Origin of the sequence: Microbispora hainanensis, from assembly GCF_036186745.1 — a bacterium.
In the GTDB taxonomy this organism is placed as follows: Bacteria; Actinomycetota; Actinomycetes; order Streptosporangiales; family Streptosporangiaceae; genus Microbispora.
The window spans coordinates 3,443,267-3,458,745 of record NZ_CP108086.1 but is presented as its reverse complement, the minus strand read 5'-3'; the positions used below and the strand labels follow the sequence as shown (position 1 = coordinate 3,458,745).

The following is a 15,479-nucleotide window of genomic DNA, read 5'->3' as shown; positions in this document are numbered from 1 at the left end:
GGTTGCCCGCGCCGGACGGCGAGCCGGTCGTGCGCATGACCGGCGTCGTACGCGTCCACGGCGAGGGGACGGGTGCCGTCCACGCGCTGCGGGGCGTCAGCCTGGACGTCGCCGCCGGGGAACTGGTCGCGGTGATGGGCCCGTCCGGGTCCGGCAAGTCCACCCTGCTCAACCTCGCGGGCGGGCTCGACCGGCCGACGGAGGGATCCGTCGTCCTCGAAGGCCGGGAGCTGCGGGATCTGTCCCCGAAACACCTGGCGGAGCTGCGCCGCAGGAGCGCCGGATATGTCTTCCAGGATCTCAACCTCATCCCGTCGCTGACCGTCGCCGAGAACGTCGCGCTCCCGCGCGAGCTGGACGGCGTCCGTACGGCGAAGGCCAGGGCGGAGGCGACGGCGGTGCTGGAGGAGGTCGGCCTCGGGGACCTCGGCGACCGGTTCCCCGACGACCTGTCGGGCGGCCAGCGCCAGCGGGCCGCCATCGCCCGGGCCCTCGTCGGCCGGCGGAGGCTGCTGCTGGCGGACGAGCCGACCGGCGCACTCGACACCCGCGGCGGCGACGAGATCATCCAGGTGCTCCGGCAGCGGGCCGACGCGGGGGCCGCCGTGCTGCTGGTCACCCACGAGCCCCGTTATGCGGCCTGGGCCGACCGCGTCGTCTTCCTCAAGGACGGGCAGGTCGTCGAATCGTCCGCCGCGGGGATGGAGACCGCCCGATGAGCCCGATCCATGCGAGCGGGGTGAGAGCGGCGTTGCGGATCTCCCGCCGCAACGCCCTGCGGTCGAAACGGCGCAGCGCGCTGATCCTCGCGATGATCGGGCTTCCGGTCGCCCTCGCCGTCCTCGCGCTGACCGCGCTCTTCCCCGCGGCGGGAAGCGACCGCGAGCACTACCCGATCGGGCAGGCCGACGCGGTGGTGACCGGCGCCCACGGGTGGGCGGGCCTCACCCAGGACGCATGGGGCAACACCCGGGACGCACAGGGCAACGGCGTCTCCCCACAGCCCGGCGACGTGCCGTTCACACAGGCCGAGGTCACGGTGCTGCTCCCGCCCGGCAGCCGGGTCGTCCCGGTGGCGCGGGGGACGTTCCGCTACCTGACCCCGCAGGGGTACGAGACGGGAGAGATCCGTCAGGTCGATCTCCGCGATCCGATGTCCCGGGGCACCTTCCGGCTGACCGAGGGCAGGCTGCCCGCTGCCCCCGGCGAGGCGGTGGTGTCCGCCGACCGGCTGAAGAGGGACGACGCGCGGGCGGTGGCTCCGGGAGTGACGCTCCTCGTCGGCGACGAACGCCGCCCGGTGCGGGTCGTCGGCGTGGCCCTGTTCGCCCTGGCGGGAATCGGGCCCACGCTCGCGACCTTCCCCGGCAGCCTGCCGGACGACGCCTTCGGGCCGGCCGACCCCGAGCTGATGTCACGTGCCTGGCTCGTGGACTCTCCACGGCCGGTGACGTGGGCGGACGTGCGGCGGCTGAACGCGCAGGGCCTCGTGGTCGTCAGCCGGGCCGTCACCGACCGGCTCACGGCGGACGAGCCGCCCTCGCGCGTGTCCGACCCCGTGCGGGCCGTGCCGTGGGTCGCGATCATGCTGCTGGAGGTCGTCTTGCTGGCAGGGCCGGCCTTCGCCGTCGGACGGCTGCGCAGGTCGCGCGAGTTCGCGCTGGTCGCCGTCCAGGGCGGCTCCCCCGCACACCTGCGGACGATCGCGCTCGCCGACGGCCTGCTGTTCGGCGTGGTCGCCTCCGCACTCGGCGCGGCGCTGGGCGTCGTCGCGTCCCGGCTCGCGACGCCGCTGCTGGAGTGGTGGGCCGGGGTCCTGCTCGGCCCGTTCCGCGTCCCCTGGGCCGAGGTCGCGACGACCGCCGTGCTAGGCGTCGTCGCGGGACTGCTGGCCGCGCTCGCCCCGGCCGTCGCGGCGAGCCGTACGGACCCCGTCGCCGTGCTGTCGGGCCGGCGCGAGCGGAGCCGAGAGCGGGCGGGCCGCCCGCTGCTGGGAGCCGTGCTCGTCGTCGCGGGCACGGCGGCGACGATCGCGAGCGCGGGCCACGACATCGCCTGGACCGCGACCTCGGCCCTGGTCACCCAGCTCGGCCTGGTCGCCCTGGTGCCGGTGCTCCTCGCGGCGACGGCCCGGCTCGCCGCCCGGCTTCCCCTGCCGCTCCGGTTCGCCGCCCGGGACGCCGTACGCAACAGGGGCCGTACGGCGCCCGCCGTCGCGGCGGTGATGACCGCGGTCGTGGCGCTCGTGGCGGTGGGAGTGGCCGGGCACAGCGTGGCCGGGCAGAGATCGGTGCTGGACTACGCACAGGCTCCGGCCGGGGCTCTCCAGGTGACCGGGCCGGACCTCACTCCCGAGCTCTGGGACCGGGTGCGCTCCGCCGTGCGCGAGGAACTGCCCGCCCGCGTGCCGCTGATCGAGGCGCGGATGCTCGCGACCCGCTCCGGCACCCCGCTGTTCGCCTTCGTGCCGGACGACGCCTCGGGGACCAACCGGGTGGAACTGCTCGACGCGACCGGGTCCGGCGGATTCCTGGTGGGCGGCGAGGACCTGCTCCGCTACGTGCTGCGGCGCGACGACCCCGCCGCGGTGGCGGCGCTCCGCGAGGGGAAGCCGGTCGTGCTCAACCCCGATGTGATCCGTCAGGGCGAGGTGCGCATCGGGCTGACACCCGCGACCGGAGGGGAGCCTCTGGCGCTCACCCTGCCCGCCGTCGGCGTGCGGCCCACCGGGCAGGGCTGGGCCCGCGTGGTCGTCTCACCCGAGGCGGCGGCGAAGAACGGGTATGCCGCGGTCACCTGCATGCTCGTGGTGGACCCCGCGGACTTCCGCACTCCGCGGGCGACGGCCGACCGGATCGCCGCGAAGGTGGAACGGATCACCGGCAAGGCCGCCGTGCGGCTCGAGACTCTGGAGACGCCCGGCGACACGCTTCTCCTGGTCGTGCTGGGCATCATCGCGGCCGTGCTCGTGCTGGGGATGACGTCGGTCGCGACCATGCTGGCCGCCGTCGAAGCGCGCCCCGACCTGGAGACCATGTCGGCCGTGGGGGCGGCGCCGCGCGTGAAGCGGGCCGTCGTCGCCGGGCAGGCGCTGGTGATCGCGCTGCTGGGCTCGGTCACGGGCGTGCTCGCCGGCCTCGCCCCGGGCGTCGCCGCGGCCTCGCGGCCCATCCCCCACCCGACCATGGTTCTGCGCCCCGACGGGGTGACGACGATCGTGCCCGCGGAGGCGCCGACGATCGCGATCCCCTGGGCGCTCATCGGCCTGCTCGTCGTGGGGCTCCCCCTGCTGGCCGCACTCGGCGGCGCCGCGTTCACCCGGTCGCGCCTGCCGCTCCCCCGCCGCAGGGCGACCTGACGTCACGAACCCGGCGGGCCCCTCGGCATCTGGCGGGAGGCCGAGCGACGCACACGCCTCGTCGTGCGCCGGTCGGCCCCCCGCCGGGCGGTTGAGATCGTCGAGAGGGGTCGTCAGCGGGGGAGCAGTTCGTAGGAGCGCTGCTGGGGCAGACCCGCGAGCTGCCGCTGGCCCTCCGTCAGCAGCGCGGCGATCGGACCGGGCTCGCGCAGCCGGGTGAGCCGGTCGCGGTTGTACTTGCGCAGGCGCGCCGCGCGGCGCTTGGCCGCCGCCGCCTTGAACGCCGCGACGTGCTCGCGGTCGGCCTTGCGCGCGCCGCTCAGCTCGTAGCCGTACGCCGTGAGCCGATCGGCGAGCACCTCCTCGCACAGCGAGATCTCCCAGGGCTCCAGCCGGGAGGCCCACTTGCCCGAGTGGGCGGTGGTCACCTCCTCGTGCGTGTTGCTGTGCCACACCTTGTGCTTGGGCACGGCGAGCTCGGCCACGTGGCGCGGCTCGCACATCGCCGGGTCGTAGTCCTCGCCGAGGTACACGCACAGCTTCTTCAGCTCGGTCTCCGGGTCGGCGGTGAGGTCCTCGTAGCGCAGCTCGTAGAAGCTGTCGGCGGGCAGCTTGCGCGCGTGCCGGCGGCCGAAGTCGATCGCCTCGGCCCAGTTGGCCATCGCGTGCACGGCGTCGGCCTTGTACCAGGGCATCTGCTTGAGCGAGGCCACGCAGTCGCGGCCGTCCCTGACGAGGTGGACGAACTGCGCGTCGGGGAACATCCGCATCAGCATCTCGACGTGCCGGTAGTAGCTGGGCCGCTTGTCGCCCCAGCGCGGCTTGCCGAAGCGCTCGGCGTAGCACTTGAAGACCATGCCGATGACCGAGCCGAAGCTGCCCGGGCCGAGCATGGCCGCCTGGACGAACTCGGGGCGGCTCAGCCCGAGCTCGTGGAACTTGGTGGTGCGGCCCTCGGCGATCCAGGTCGCCAGCCTGCGCCTGTTGTCGGCCAGCCGCATGTCGCCGTACGCCCTGCGGGAGAAGTAGGCCGGGACGAGGAACCGCGTCTCGGGCGGGACCGCGATGCGCGGGTGCGAGTGCAGCATGAGCTGCAGCATGGTGGTGCCGGAGCGCGGGCAGCCGACGACGAAGACAGGTCTGTCCGAATGCATGAGTTCTATCCCCCGTGGTGAAATTTCCGGACGTCACGCCGCCGCCCGCCCCCCGGGCGCGGCTCGTGACGCGGGCGGCGTCACGCCGTACAAGTAGTGGATCATCAGGCCGAGAAGGCCGGTCAGACGAGGATCTTCTCTCTCTCGGCGGCGGTGCGGGGCACCTGGCGGGACGCCAGCCAGACGCGGTAGACCAGGAACATCTCGAACGTCAGCAGCAGCGTGCCGGCCACGGCCGCGACCGGCACCAGGGCCGCGGCTCCGAACAGCGGGGCCACGACGAAGACCGCGGCGTGGAACTCGATGCCGCTCACGACGTGGGTGCGCACGCGGTGCCGCACCAGGAAGACGCGGAAGCGGTCATACCAGGGGAAGCGCGCGTGGAACGCCTTCTGCAGGTCGACCACCGTGGCGCCGGTGTCCTCGGCGGTCTGCTCGAACTCCGCGGCGGCCTGCTCCAGCTCGCTTCGCGGCCGGGAGCGCAGGACGCTCTCGGCGAGGACGTACTGACCCTCCAGCCGTGTCTCCAGCAGCGCGCGGGTGGCGTCCTTGACCCGCTTGAGCTGCGGGCCGTTGATGTAGCGGAACAGGTCGAGCACCACGACGCCGACGGCGGCGAGCACCACGTCGGTGTCGCCCGTGCGGGTGTACTCCCCGAATCCCCACCCGAAGGCGCAGCAGACCACCCGCACCCGGTCGCCGACGTAGTCGAGCCACAGGCCGAAGGGCGTCCCCGTGCCCTTGAGCCTGGCGATCTTGCCGTCCATGCAGTCGACCGTGAAGCTCAGATAGAACAGCACCGCACCGGCGACGAGCATGCCCTCCGTGAAGGCCGCCGCCGAAGCGAAGCCGATCAGCATGGACAGTCGTGTCAGTGCGTTCGGCGTGATCGAGGTGTGATTGGCCACGAGCAGCGCGAGCCGGCAGGCGAGCGGATCGACCATGAAGACGGTCCACCACGAGTCTCTCGGCTTGCGCGTCGCGAGTATGTCGTCCAGCGTGAAGCCTCCCATGCAGGCAAGAATGACTACAACGGGTAGCCGTTGGCCTGCTCTTCGGTAACAGGCAGGGCATCTCATTGCCGCTTCTTGACCGTCTCCCCCATCTGGGTAAACCAACCGCCATTCCGGTCGCCAATCGGTTACAGTCCGTGGTCGAGGGGGAGACCATGCCCGTTGTCACGTTGTACCGGCGGCTGCAGGGGCGGCTGCCGTCGTGGGAGCCCGCGCCGCGCGCCGCTCTCATCCGGGCGGACGCGGGTCCGCTCCAGGCCCAGCGCGAGACGCTGGACGTGGTGTGCGCCCTGCTGGGCGAGGCGGCGGTGCCGTACTTCTGTGTGCGCCCGCAGCCCAACCGGCCTCCGGTGATCGCCGTGCCCGAGGACGACCGCACCCGCGCCCTCGCCGCGCTCGCGGCCGGCAGTCATCCGCTGTTCGCGTCGCGGCAGCCGTACGGCAGGCAGCGGGCGCGCCAGGCGGACGCGGGCCGGATGCGCCCGGTGCGGCGCGCGGCGGCGCTGCTCGGCGACGCCAAGGTCGTGCGGCTGGCCATGTATTTCGCCAGCCCCTCGCGCACACTGACGCTCGGTCCGGAGCACGGGTGCGACCTGGAGTTCTGGGCCCGGGAGGGCGACGAGCTGGTCGCACCGAGGCCGAACCCCGCCTGCGACCGCGTCCCCGTCGACGGCCCCGCCGTGGACGGCGGCGAGGAGCTGTTCACCCCGCTGGCGTGCGCCGCCCGCAGGGCCCGCGCCTACCGCACCCGGCCCGAGTTCGTCCGGCGGCTGCTCGACGACATCGACTTCCCGATCGACGCCGTCTACACGTGGGTGGACGGCGCCGATCCGGCCTGGCGGGCGCGCCGCCACCAGGCCGAGCGCGCCGAGGCGCTGCGCACCGGCGCCCCGCCGAGCGAGATGGCGACCACGGAGGCCAGGTTCACCAGCAGGGACGAGCTGCGTTATTCGCTGCGCTCCCTGCTGATGTACGCCCCCTGGATCAACCGGATCTGGATCGTCACCGACGGGCAGACGCCGCCGTGGCTCGACACCACCCACCCGATGATCGCGGTGGTCGACCACAAGGAAATCTTCACCGACCCGTCGGTGCTGCCGGTGTTCAACTCGCACGCCATCGAGACGCAGCTGCATCACATCGACGGGCTCAGCGAGCACTTCCTCTATTTCAACGACGACTTCTTCCTAGGCCGGCCGCTGCCGCCCCGCACGTTCTTCGAGGGCAACGGGATCACTCGTTTCTTCCCCAGCACCGTTCACGTGCCGTTCGGCGTGCCGGAGACCGAGGAGTCGCCGGTGCACGCCGCCGGCATGAACAACCGGCGCATCCTGGAGAACCTGACCGGCCGCACGATCACGCAGAAGCTCAAGCACGTGCCCTACGCGCTGCGCAGGTCGGTCATGTACGAGCTGGAGGGGCGGTTCGCGGCGGAGTTCACGGCGACCGCGCGCAGCAGGTTCCGCACGTCGCGTGACATCTCGGTGGTGTCCTCGCTGGCGCACTACTACGGCTACCTGAGCGGGCGGGCGGTGCCCGGCACGGTCGACTACACCTACGTGGACCTGTCGCTGCCGAAGACGCCGGCCAAGCTGCGCCGCATGCTGGCCCGGCGCAGGCACGACGTGTTCTGCCTCAACGACACCGCCCCCACGACGGCCGAGCAGGACGCGCTGCTGGGCCGGTTCCTTGAGGCCTACTTCCCCACCCCGGCGCCGTTCGAGCGGTGAGCGGGCCGCGGGTCATACCTGTCGTACCTGTCCACGAACATGCCCCGGAAGGTCCAGCGGCCGGCCGGGGCGAACGAACGCTCGACCAGGGCGCGCCTGCGGGCGGGCATCGCGTGCTTGCCCGTCTGGCCGACGACCCAGAGCGTACGCAGCCCGTCGAGCCGGGCGGCGAGCACCCGGGGGCCCACATTGCGGCCGGAGAAGCTGCCGTCCCGCTCGGGTGACCGGGCCAGCGCCACGTCACGCAACCTGCCGAAGACCGACGGATAGACCGCTTCGTACTTCCTGACCTTGGCGGGGACGAACAGCACCCCGTCACCCGGCTTCGCCTCGGCCGCGAGCATCGCCATGACCGGCCGCGGATCGTCCTGCCTGCCGTCGGGCCCTCGCGTGGCGAAATGCCCGGGAACCGACAGGCCGAGCCAGGCGGTCAGCATGGCCGCGCCGAGACCGGGAGGCAGCGCGGCGAGGCCCGCCCCGGCGAGCAGCGCCGCCGCCGGGACGCAGTGGAAGACGTAGCGGAACACGTACACGGGATGGATCGCCCACGAGGCCGCGAGCAGCACCAGCGCGGGCACGAGCAGCCACGGCAGCGTCAGCCGCACGAGCGCCGCCTGACCGGAGCAGGCCGCAGCGGCCCGCGGCTCTTCCAACCGTCCCACGGCGGTCTCCGGGAGTTCCCGCGCGCTGCGCGCCCGGCGGACGCCCGCGACCGCGGCGTACACGAGGCCGAAGAGCACCAGCGCCCAGGTCAGGGGGGCCACTCCGGGTCCGGTCGCCCCGCCGAGGTCGCCCGACAGCCGGACGGCGAGCGTAGCGACGTCGGCCGCCTCCGGCCGGGGAATCCACCCCACCTGCGCGCTCTGCCGTGAGCCGAGCCAGGCCAGCGGCGCCACGGCCGCCAGCGCCGGGGCCGCCGCGCACGCCCACCGGAGCACCGGTCCCCTCGACAGGACCACGGCGAGGCCGTGCGCCCCGGCCAGGAGGAACGCGAACAGGTTGAGGTAGGCCAGCACGGTCAGCGCCGTCGCGTACGCCGCCAGGACCGCCGACGTGGGCGACCGCATCAGGCGCAGCAACAGCAGGGTCGCGCCGACGGCCGCCGCCGCCGTCAGCGCGTACGGACGAGCCTCCTGGACATACCTGGAGAAGATGGGCATGAGGGCCAGCAGCGCGCCGCCGTACAGGCCCGCCCGGGGGACGCCGAGCGCGCGGCCGATCGCGCCGGTCCCGGCGGCGGCCAGCGCGCCCGCGACGACGGACGGCAACCGCAGCGCCACCCCGGCCGTGCCGGACAGCCCCGCGACGACGTGCATCAGCGCGTAGTAGAGGCCGTGCACCACGTCGACCGACTGCAGCATGTGCACGAGCTGGGGAAGGGTGCGGCCGGCCGCGCTGACGGTGGCCGCCTCGTCCCGCCACAGCGGCGGCCCGCCGAGGTCCCAGAGCCCGACGACGAGCGCGAGCACGGCGGGGACGACGATCACGGCGGCGGACCGGGCAGGCCGTTCGGGTTCCCCGGCGGGGCGCCTCACGGGAGCGGCGGGCACGGCGCGGCGTGACGCGCCGGCCGTACGGCGAGGCGGACGGGGGGCGGCCTGCCGGGACGTGCGACCGGCGGCGGCCTGTGCGGCGGCCTGCCGGGTGGCGCGGATCATGGCCGCAGGCGCGCGACCACGCGCGCCGAGGCGTGCCCGTCGTCCCAGGGGCAGTAGGTGCGGGCGAACCGCTCGTAGCGCGCCGCGAACCGCCCCAGATCGCCGTGCCGCAGCACGTCGAGCACGTCGTCGCCGGTTCTGAGCACCGGCCCGGGGGCCTCTGCCTCGAAGTCGAAGTAGAAGCCGCGCACCTCGTCGCGGTAGCGCTCCAGGTCGTGGGCGAAGAACACCATGGGCCTGCCGGTGCACGCGAAGTCGAACATCGCCGACGAGTAGTCGGTGACCAGGACGTCCGCTGCGGCCAAGAGATCCGCCATGTCCGGAAATCTGGAGACATCGCGGACGCGGTCGCCGTCCGGGATCGTCATGTCCCGCGCCATCAGATAGTGGGCCCGCACGAGCAGCACGTCGTCGTCGCCCAGCGCCCCGGCCGCCCTGACCGGGTCGAGCGCGAGCCGGCCGGTGGTGTCGTCGTCCCGCCACGTCGGCGCGTAGAGGATGACCCGCCGGCCGTCCGGCAGGCCCAGCCGCCGCCGCGCCGCGCGGGCGCGTGCGGGATCGAAGAGCGCGTCGTTGCGCGGGTAGCCGGACTCCAGGATCTCCCCCGCGTAGCCGAACGCGCCGCGCAGCGCGCCGGTGGCGAACGGGCTCGGCGACAGCAGCAGGTCCCAGGTCGCCACCTGCCGCGCCAGCTCGTCACGCGGCACCCGCTGCGCGTACGGCATGCCGTCGAGATCGAGGCCCAGGCGCTTGAGCGGCGTGCCGTGCCAGGTCTGCACGACCGTCTGCCCGCGCGGCTTGCGATACCACCCCGGCTGGGTGCGCCGGTTGGCCACGACGAAGCGGCTGGTGCGCAGCGCCTCCTCGTGCTCGCGCGAGCCGTACAGGACCAGCCGCACGCCCGGGGGGACCGCGAACTGTCCGTCCCTGGTGACCCAGACGATCTCCACGTCCGGGTGGCGGCGCGCCAGCTCCTCGGAGACGGCCCGGGGATTGCACGAATACTGCCCGCCGCCATAGCTGTCGAACACCGCCGCGTTCCGCAGGGCCGTGCGTCGCGGCGCCGCCGCCCGCCGCCTGCGCGTCGCGTACGGCCCGCGCTCGTGCGGGCCGAGCGCCGGGCGTACGGCGAGGCTGAGGTCGCCGTCGCGCGAGGTGCGGACCGCGATCTCGTGGAACCCGGTGACACGCGGTCTCGGCGGGTCGGCGATCAGCGCCGGGCTGAGGCGCACGCGCTCCTCCCCGCCCGCCGGCGACAGGGCGACCACCCGCCAGGTGCCGCTGCGGAGCGGAAGTCCCTCGGCCGTCCTGCCGATGACGGCCGTCCACGTCGCCTCGTCTCGGCGTACCGGCCAGGAGTGCCGTTCGGCGCCGCACTCCAGCACGATCCGGTCCGCCGGGCACCGGCCCGTCCACTCCAGGAGCAGCTCGCCTGCCTCCGTCCACCGGACCGCGCTCACGAGGCCGCCCGGGTCGGGAGCCGGGTCGCCGGTGGTGCGGGGGCCGAGCATGAGCCCGCGGTCGCGGGTGAGGGAGACGCGCACGTTCCCGGCGTCGAAGACCCGCTCACTCGGTGCCCCGATCGCCCGGCCCGTCCGGGTCACACCCCGCGCGTGGACCCGCGCGTGCAGCGCCCACCGGCCGGCGGGCAGGGTGTCGAGGGCGACCACGGTCTCGAAGCCGGCGTCGTCGTGGCAGGCGACCGACTGGCGGGAGTCCGCGGTCACGTCGGGCCTGCGGGTCCGGTGCACCGGCAGGGTGATCCGTTCCTCCCCGCGCTGGAGCCACAGCTCGATCCGGCTGCGCCGGCTGTCCAGGTGGGCGATGTGCGCGTGGCCGGTCAGGGCGAGCCTGCCGTCCGCGTGGCGTACGTCGTCGACGCAGGCGACAAGCCGCAGGTCGCGGGTGGCGTCGAACAGCGAGCGCGGGAGCCGGGGGTCACGGCGGAAGGGGTAGTCGAGATACCAGCGGCGGGGCCGCAGCCCCCGCCGGAGCACGCCCCGGTGCCTGATCTCCGACGCGGCGAACGTCCGCAGCTCCGCCAGCTCGCCGGTCATGCCGTGCGCGGCGAAGTGGATCTGGAGCCTTCTCAGGACCGGCAGCCGTTCCACCGCGCCGGGGTCCAGGCGGCCCAGGCGGCCCAGCACCTCGGCGAGGCCGTCAGGCACGTGGTCGCGTACGGCCTCCAGCACGGCGTCGAGGTCGGGCCCCTCCGCCAGGCGCAGGTCGTAGGCCGCGCGGAGCTGCGGCGCGTGCCGTGCGAGCAGGTCCGACACCTCCAGCATCGCCTCCAGACGGCGCAGCGGGTCGGCCGGCGGCCGGGACCCGCGCGTGAGGCAGACCACGTCGCCGAGCACGTCGGCCGAGGTGGACAGCACGTGCGCGGGAATCGTCACGGGGAAGTCCTCGCCCAGACCCACGGGGAAGGCGAACTCGTGCCGGTTCCAGAACTCCCGGCGGAACACCGTGCCCCCCGCCCGCGGATCGTCCAGCAGCTTCTGGTGCCGGGTGATGTGCGTGCGCAGCCTGGGCTTCGGCGCAGGGCCCGACGACCGGCCCGGGTCTTTCGGCGTCCAGGTGCGGATCCGGCCGCAGGCGAGGTCGGAGCCGGTGTGGTCGAGTGCGCCGACCAGCGCGCGGTAGGCGTCGGCGGGGACGACCGAGCCGGGGTCGGCGAAGGCGAGGTAGCGCCCGGTGGCACAGCTCGCGCCCGCGTTGCGCGCCGTGCCGGGGTCGTCGCCGCCGTCGCCGAGCGTGAGGAGCGTGAACCTGTGGTCGGGCGGGCGAAGGCCCCGCGGGCGGCCGACGAGGATCACCTCCAGGTCGTCCAGGGTCTGGTCGCGCAGGGATTCGAGGCACTCCTCGGCGTGTTCCTCCCCGCCGTGCAGGGGGACGACCACCGAGAGCCTGACAGGCACCGTCACGCCGTCAGAATGCCGATGGGCGGCCTCGCGCCACCGGCCCATCCCCATGGCCTTACGCTCGCTTGGTCAGCTCTTGACCCGAGCGAGCCCTGATCGCTTTACGGCGCGTGGGCGAGGACGAGCCGGGACGGCCGACGCATTCCGGTTCGAAGGCGGTGGGGCGTTCAGCCGAACAGCGCGTCCACGACGCGGCGGGCGGCCTGCCCGTCGGCCATCGGGCGATAGCGGGCCAGGAACGCGGTGTACGCGTCCCGGTGTTTGTCCGTGACCTCGTCCAGGTGCGCGAGCGCGTCGAGCACCGCCCCCTCGTGCCGCAGCACCGGCCCCGGCGCCTCGGGGAGGAACCACAGGTCCCGCGGCCGGCCGGCGTGCAGGAGCACCGGGCGTCGGGTCACGGCGAAGTCGACCACCGCCGCCGCGTCCCCGGCGATCAGGACGTCGGCGGCGAGATACAGCTCGTGCGGGTCCGGGTGGCCGCCGACGTCCCACAGGCGGGCGCCGTCCGTTCCCGGTCCGCCGCACCCCGGCACCGCGCCGCCGTGCCTCGCGAGGCCCGTGGATGCCGACGCGAAGCCGACGGCCGCCGGGCGGGTGCTTCCGGAAGGGGACTGGCGGACCAGCAGGACGTGGCCCTCCGGGAGCCGGGCCGCAAGACGCCCGGCGTCGAGCGTGTCGTGCTCCCCCGCGACGTACAGCAGGACACGGACGTGCGCCGGCAGGCCGAGGCGGCGGCGCACGTCGGCGGCGCGCTCCCACGCGCCGGGGCCGGTCAGCAGGTCGTCGCCGGGCACGCCGGTCTCCAGCACCTCACCCTCATAGTCGAACGTCCGCCGCAGCAGCGGCGTCCACCACGGCCCCGCGGAGACGAGATGGGTCCACTGACCCGCCCCGGAACGGCCGGAGGGCTCCTTCGGCGTGCACGCGGGCTGCTGCCAGGTCTGTACGACCACCTGGCCGGGCCTGCGCTCGAACCACGGCGGCAGCGGCGCGTCGGTGACGACGTAGCGGCACCGGGCGAGGGCCTCGTAGTGCTCCCGTCCGAGCGTGCGCACCGATTCGACGTCACCGGGCAGGGCGACCTGGCCGTCCCGCACGTTCCACAGCAGCGGCAGGTCGGCGCCCCGGCGGCGCAGCTCCTCGCAGACCGCCCTCGGGCTGCCGCCGAAGCGGGTGCCCGCGCCGCCGTCGAACAGGACGGCGTCCCGCAGCGGCCTTTCCCGCATCTGGGGATAGGTCCTCGTGCGCAGCGCCCGCTGGGCCTTCCGGCCACGCTCGTCGGCGGTCAGGTCGCCGCTCACGGTCAGCACGGCCCGCCCCGGGCCCGACGTGACGACCCCGAACGTACGGCGGGCCGTCTGGTGCGCCGCCGGCAGGTCGGTGTCGAACTCCAGCGGCAGGTCCGTCCACTCTCCCCCGGCGGTGCGCGCCCGGATCGCCAGGGCATACCGGCCGCGCGGCAGCGGCAGCCGCCCGGCGGGCGAGGCGACCTGCTCGGGCGTCAGCCGCGCCCGGAAGCGGGTGCCCGCTCCCTCGATCGGCAGCAGCCACTCCCCGCGCCGGGGAGTGGAATGTGCACCGTGGTCGAGGGCGGTCACCACCAGCGCCGACATCTCGTGGGGCACGGTGAGGCCGCCCTCGATGAGCAGCTCGCCGCCGCCCCCGCAACGCGCGGGCAGCCATTCGGCGAGGTCGGCGTAGGCCGCGGCGGGCTGGTCCCGCAAGACCAGGCCGCCGGTGCGGTCGCGGGTCACGACGATCTCCCGGCCGGCCAGGCCGTACCGGCCGGTGGGCACGTCCTCGGCGAGGGTCACGGGCGTCACGGTGCCGTCGGCGGCCCGCACCTCGATCTCCCACCACGCCTCGGGCGCGGCGACCTCGTCCGGTACGGCGATCCGCGGGGCCGGGCACGCGGGCAGCAGGTCCCGCAGGTCGACGGCGGTCTCGAACGTACGCCGGTCGACGTGCACGGGATAGGTGCGGGGAACGCCGCCGGGACGCCGGGTGACCTGGAGCACCGGGCTCGGGCCGAGGTCGTTGACGACGTGGCCCACCAGGCGCAGGCGGCCGTCGCGCACGTCCCGCGTGACGACCCGGGCGGTCTCCCGCTCGGCCCGCAGCACGAGGACGCCGGTCTCCCCGAGCAGCGGGGCGACGTAGTGATCGGACCCCACGGTGCGATAACCCGCCTGCTCGACGGTCGAGGCGGCGGCGCCCGGATCGGTCAGCCGTCCACGTCGCAGGACGCCCCGGTGGAGCACGCGCAGCTCGACGTGCCACCGTCCGAGCCGGCCCGGCCTGGCCAGCGCCGCGGGGTCGATGACGAGCCGGAAGCCACCCCAGTCGCGTGCCTTCGACTTCGTGGACACCTGGGCCCTGGTGACCGAGGCGGGCACCCGGACGCGCCGCCCGGTGCGCTCGTGGACGAGGGTGGCGAAGACCTGCTGGTGGACCCGCCGGGTGGGGCGCAGGTGGGACGGGGCCGCGCGTCCCTCCACCACGAGCGCGCCGTCCTCCCAGCGGACCGCGTCGATGCGGTGCCGCGGGACGAGCTCGTCCCTGGCCCTGGTCACGGCGGCGGGCATCTCCCGGTCGGCGGAGCGGGTGAGGGGCACGTTCAGGTGGTGGCCGCCCATCCTTCGGACGAGCCTGTGGTCGGGCGGCACCTCCCGGTCCCAGGCCAGGACGTCCAGCAGGTCGTCCATGCGGCGCAGGCGCACCAGGTGCCACTGCACGCGCCGCAGCGCGGGCAGCCCGTCGAGCACGGGGGGTGCCACGTCCTCCAGATAGAGGCAGGCGAGGTCGAGGAAGCGCTCCCTGAACGCCGGGGTGGCCTGGTCGAGCACGTCGAGGAAGTTCGTGAGGTCGCCGTCGAGCACGGCGTGGTCCCAGGCGTGGATGTGCGCGGTGAAGTTGTGCTCGCTCAGGAAGCGGCGGACCTCGGTGACGGCCGCGAACCGGTCCTCCAGGTGCGGCACCCGCGTCTTGTCCTGGGTGATGGAACGGCCGCCGTCCTCGCGCCGCCGCCACAGGTAGACGGGCGTGGGCAGCACGTCGACGGCCCGTGCCAGGAAGTGGGCGCGCAGGGCCACCGCGATATCCTCGTACAGCACGCCTTCGGGGAAGGCGAACCCGTGGGCGTCCCAGAACGAGCGGCGCCACAACTTGTTGGTGACCAGGCGGTCGCGCAGCAGCGCGTGCGTCCGGGTGATGTGGGTGGCCGCGGCGGCGTCGGCGAAGACGGAGCGGTGCAGGGCCGACTGGCGGGGGCCGCGCCCGTCGAGGCGCAGCACGTTGCCCGTGGCGAGGTCCGATCCCGTCCGCTCCAGGGACGCCAGGAGGCATTCGAGGGCGTGCGCCGGCAGCAGATCGTCGCTGTCGAGGAACATCAGGTGCTCCCCGGTCGCGTGCCGCACGCCCGTGTTGCGCGCCGCCCCGAGCCCCGCGTTGGCCTGGCGGATCAGCCGGAACCTGTCGTCGCGCGCCGCGAAGCCGGCGGCGATCTCGGCGCTGCCGTCGGGCGAGCCGTCGTCGACCATGACGACCTCGATGTCCTGCCAGGTCTGCGCCGCGACCGAGGCCAGGCAACCGGCGAGGTACGGTTCCACGTCGTAGATCGGGATGATCACGCTGAGGCGGGGCACG

Annotated in this window: 8 protein-coding genes; 3 read left to right on the top strand and 5 right to left on the bottom strand. The window is 74.3% G+C overall.

Features of this window, described 5'->3' with window-relative positions; genetic code table 11:
• The first annotated feature begins 35 nt into the window (after positions 1-35).
• Both OHB01_RS16405 and OHB01_RS16400 read left to right on the top strand, forming a co-directional pair.
• Positions 36-719 (top strand): ABC transporter ATP-binding protein, encoded by a 684-nt coding sequence (locus OHB01_RS16405; RefSeq protein ID WP_142646754.1) that lies wholly within the window; start codon positions 36-38, stop codon positions 717-719.
• Positions 716-3,358, top strand: coding sequence for an FtsX-like permease family protein (locus OHB01_RS16400; RefSeq protein WP_328855603.1), 2,643 nt, complete (start codon positions 716-718; stop codon positions 3,356-3,358). Before OHB01_RS16405 ends, OHB01_RS16400 begins: the two co-directional genes overlap by 4 nt.
• A gap of 113 nt (positions 3,359-3,471) precedes the next feature.
• Here the strand turns inward: OHB01_RS16400 and OHB01_RS16395 are convergent, their stop codons facing one another.
• Together OHB01_RS16395 and OHB01_RS16390 are read right to left on the bottom strand one after the other, a co-directional pair.
• On the bottom strand, positions 3,472-4,512 hold the full coding sequence (locus OHB01_RS16395) for a sulfotransferase (protein WP_328855602.1): 1,041 nt from the start codon (positions 4,510-4,512) through the stop codon (positions 3,472-3,474).
• Positions 4,513-4,634: 122 nt separating this feature from the next.
• Positions 4,635-5,525: a CDP-alcohol phosphatidyltransferase family protein gene (locus OHB01_RS16390; RefSeq protein ID WP_142646667.1), complete on the bottom strand. Its 891-nt coding sequence runs from the start codon at positions 5,523-5,525 to the stop codon at positions 4,635-4,637.
• A gap of 155 nt (positions 5,526-5,680) precedes the next feature.
• Between OHB01_RS16390 and OHB01_RS16385 the strand changes: the two genes are divergently transcribed.
• Complete coding sequence (locus OHB01_RS16385) at positions 5,681-7,255, top strand: stealth family protein (RefSeq protein WP_142646668.1); 1,575 nt, start codon at positions 5,681-5,683, stop codon at positions 7,253-7,255.
• Here the strand turns inward: OHB01_RS16385 and OHB01_RS16380 are convergent.
• The 3 genes from OHB01_RS16380 to OHB01_RS16370 all read right to left on the bottom strand — a co-directional run bounded on the left by OHB01_RS16380 (position 7,222) and on the right by OHB01_RS16370 (position 15,478).
• Positions 7,222-8,913 carry a glycosyltransferase family 39 protein gene (locus tag OHB01_RS16380; protein WP_168065743.1) on the bottom strand — a complete coding sequence of 564 codons (1,692 nt, stop codon included), beginning with the start codon at positions 8,911-8,913 and terminating at the stop codon, positions 7,222-7,224. The two genes, OHB01_RS16385 and OHB01_RS16380, sit on opposite strands and share 34 nt — an antisense overlap.
• A complete protein-coding gene (locus tag OHB01_RS16375) occupies positions 8,910-11,837 on the bottom strand; it encodes a bifunctional glycosyltransferase family 2 protein/CDP-glycerol:glycerophosphate glycerophosphotransferase (protein WP_328855601.1) in 2,928 nt (975 codons plus the stop codon). Before OHB01_RS16375 ends, OHB01_RS16380 begins: the two co-directional genes overlap by 4 nt.
• A 164-nt stretch (positions 11,838-12,001) precedes the next feature.
• Positions 12,002-15,478 (bottom strand): bifunctional glycosyltransferase/CDP-glycerol:glycerophosphate glycerophosphotransferase, encoded by a 3,477-nt coding sequence (locus OHB01_RS16370; protein ID WP_328855600.1) that lies wholly within the window; start codon positions 15,476-15,478, stop codon positions 12,002-12,004.
• Position 15,479: the final 1 nt, after the last annotated feature.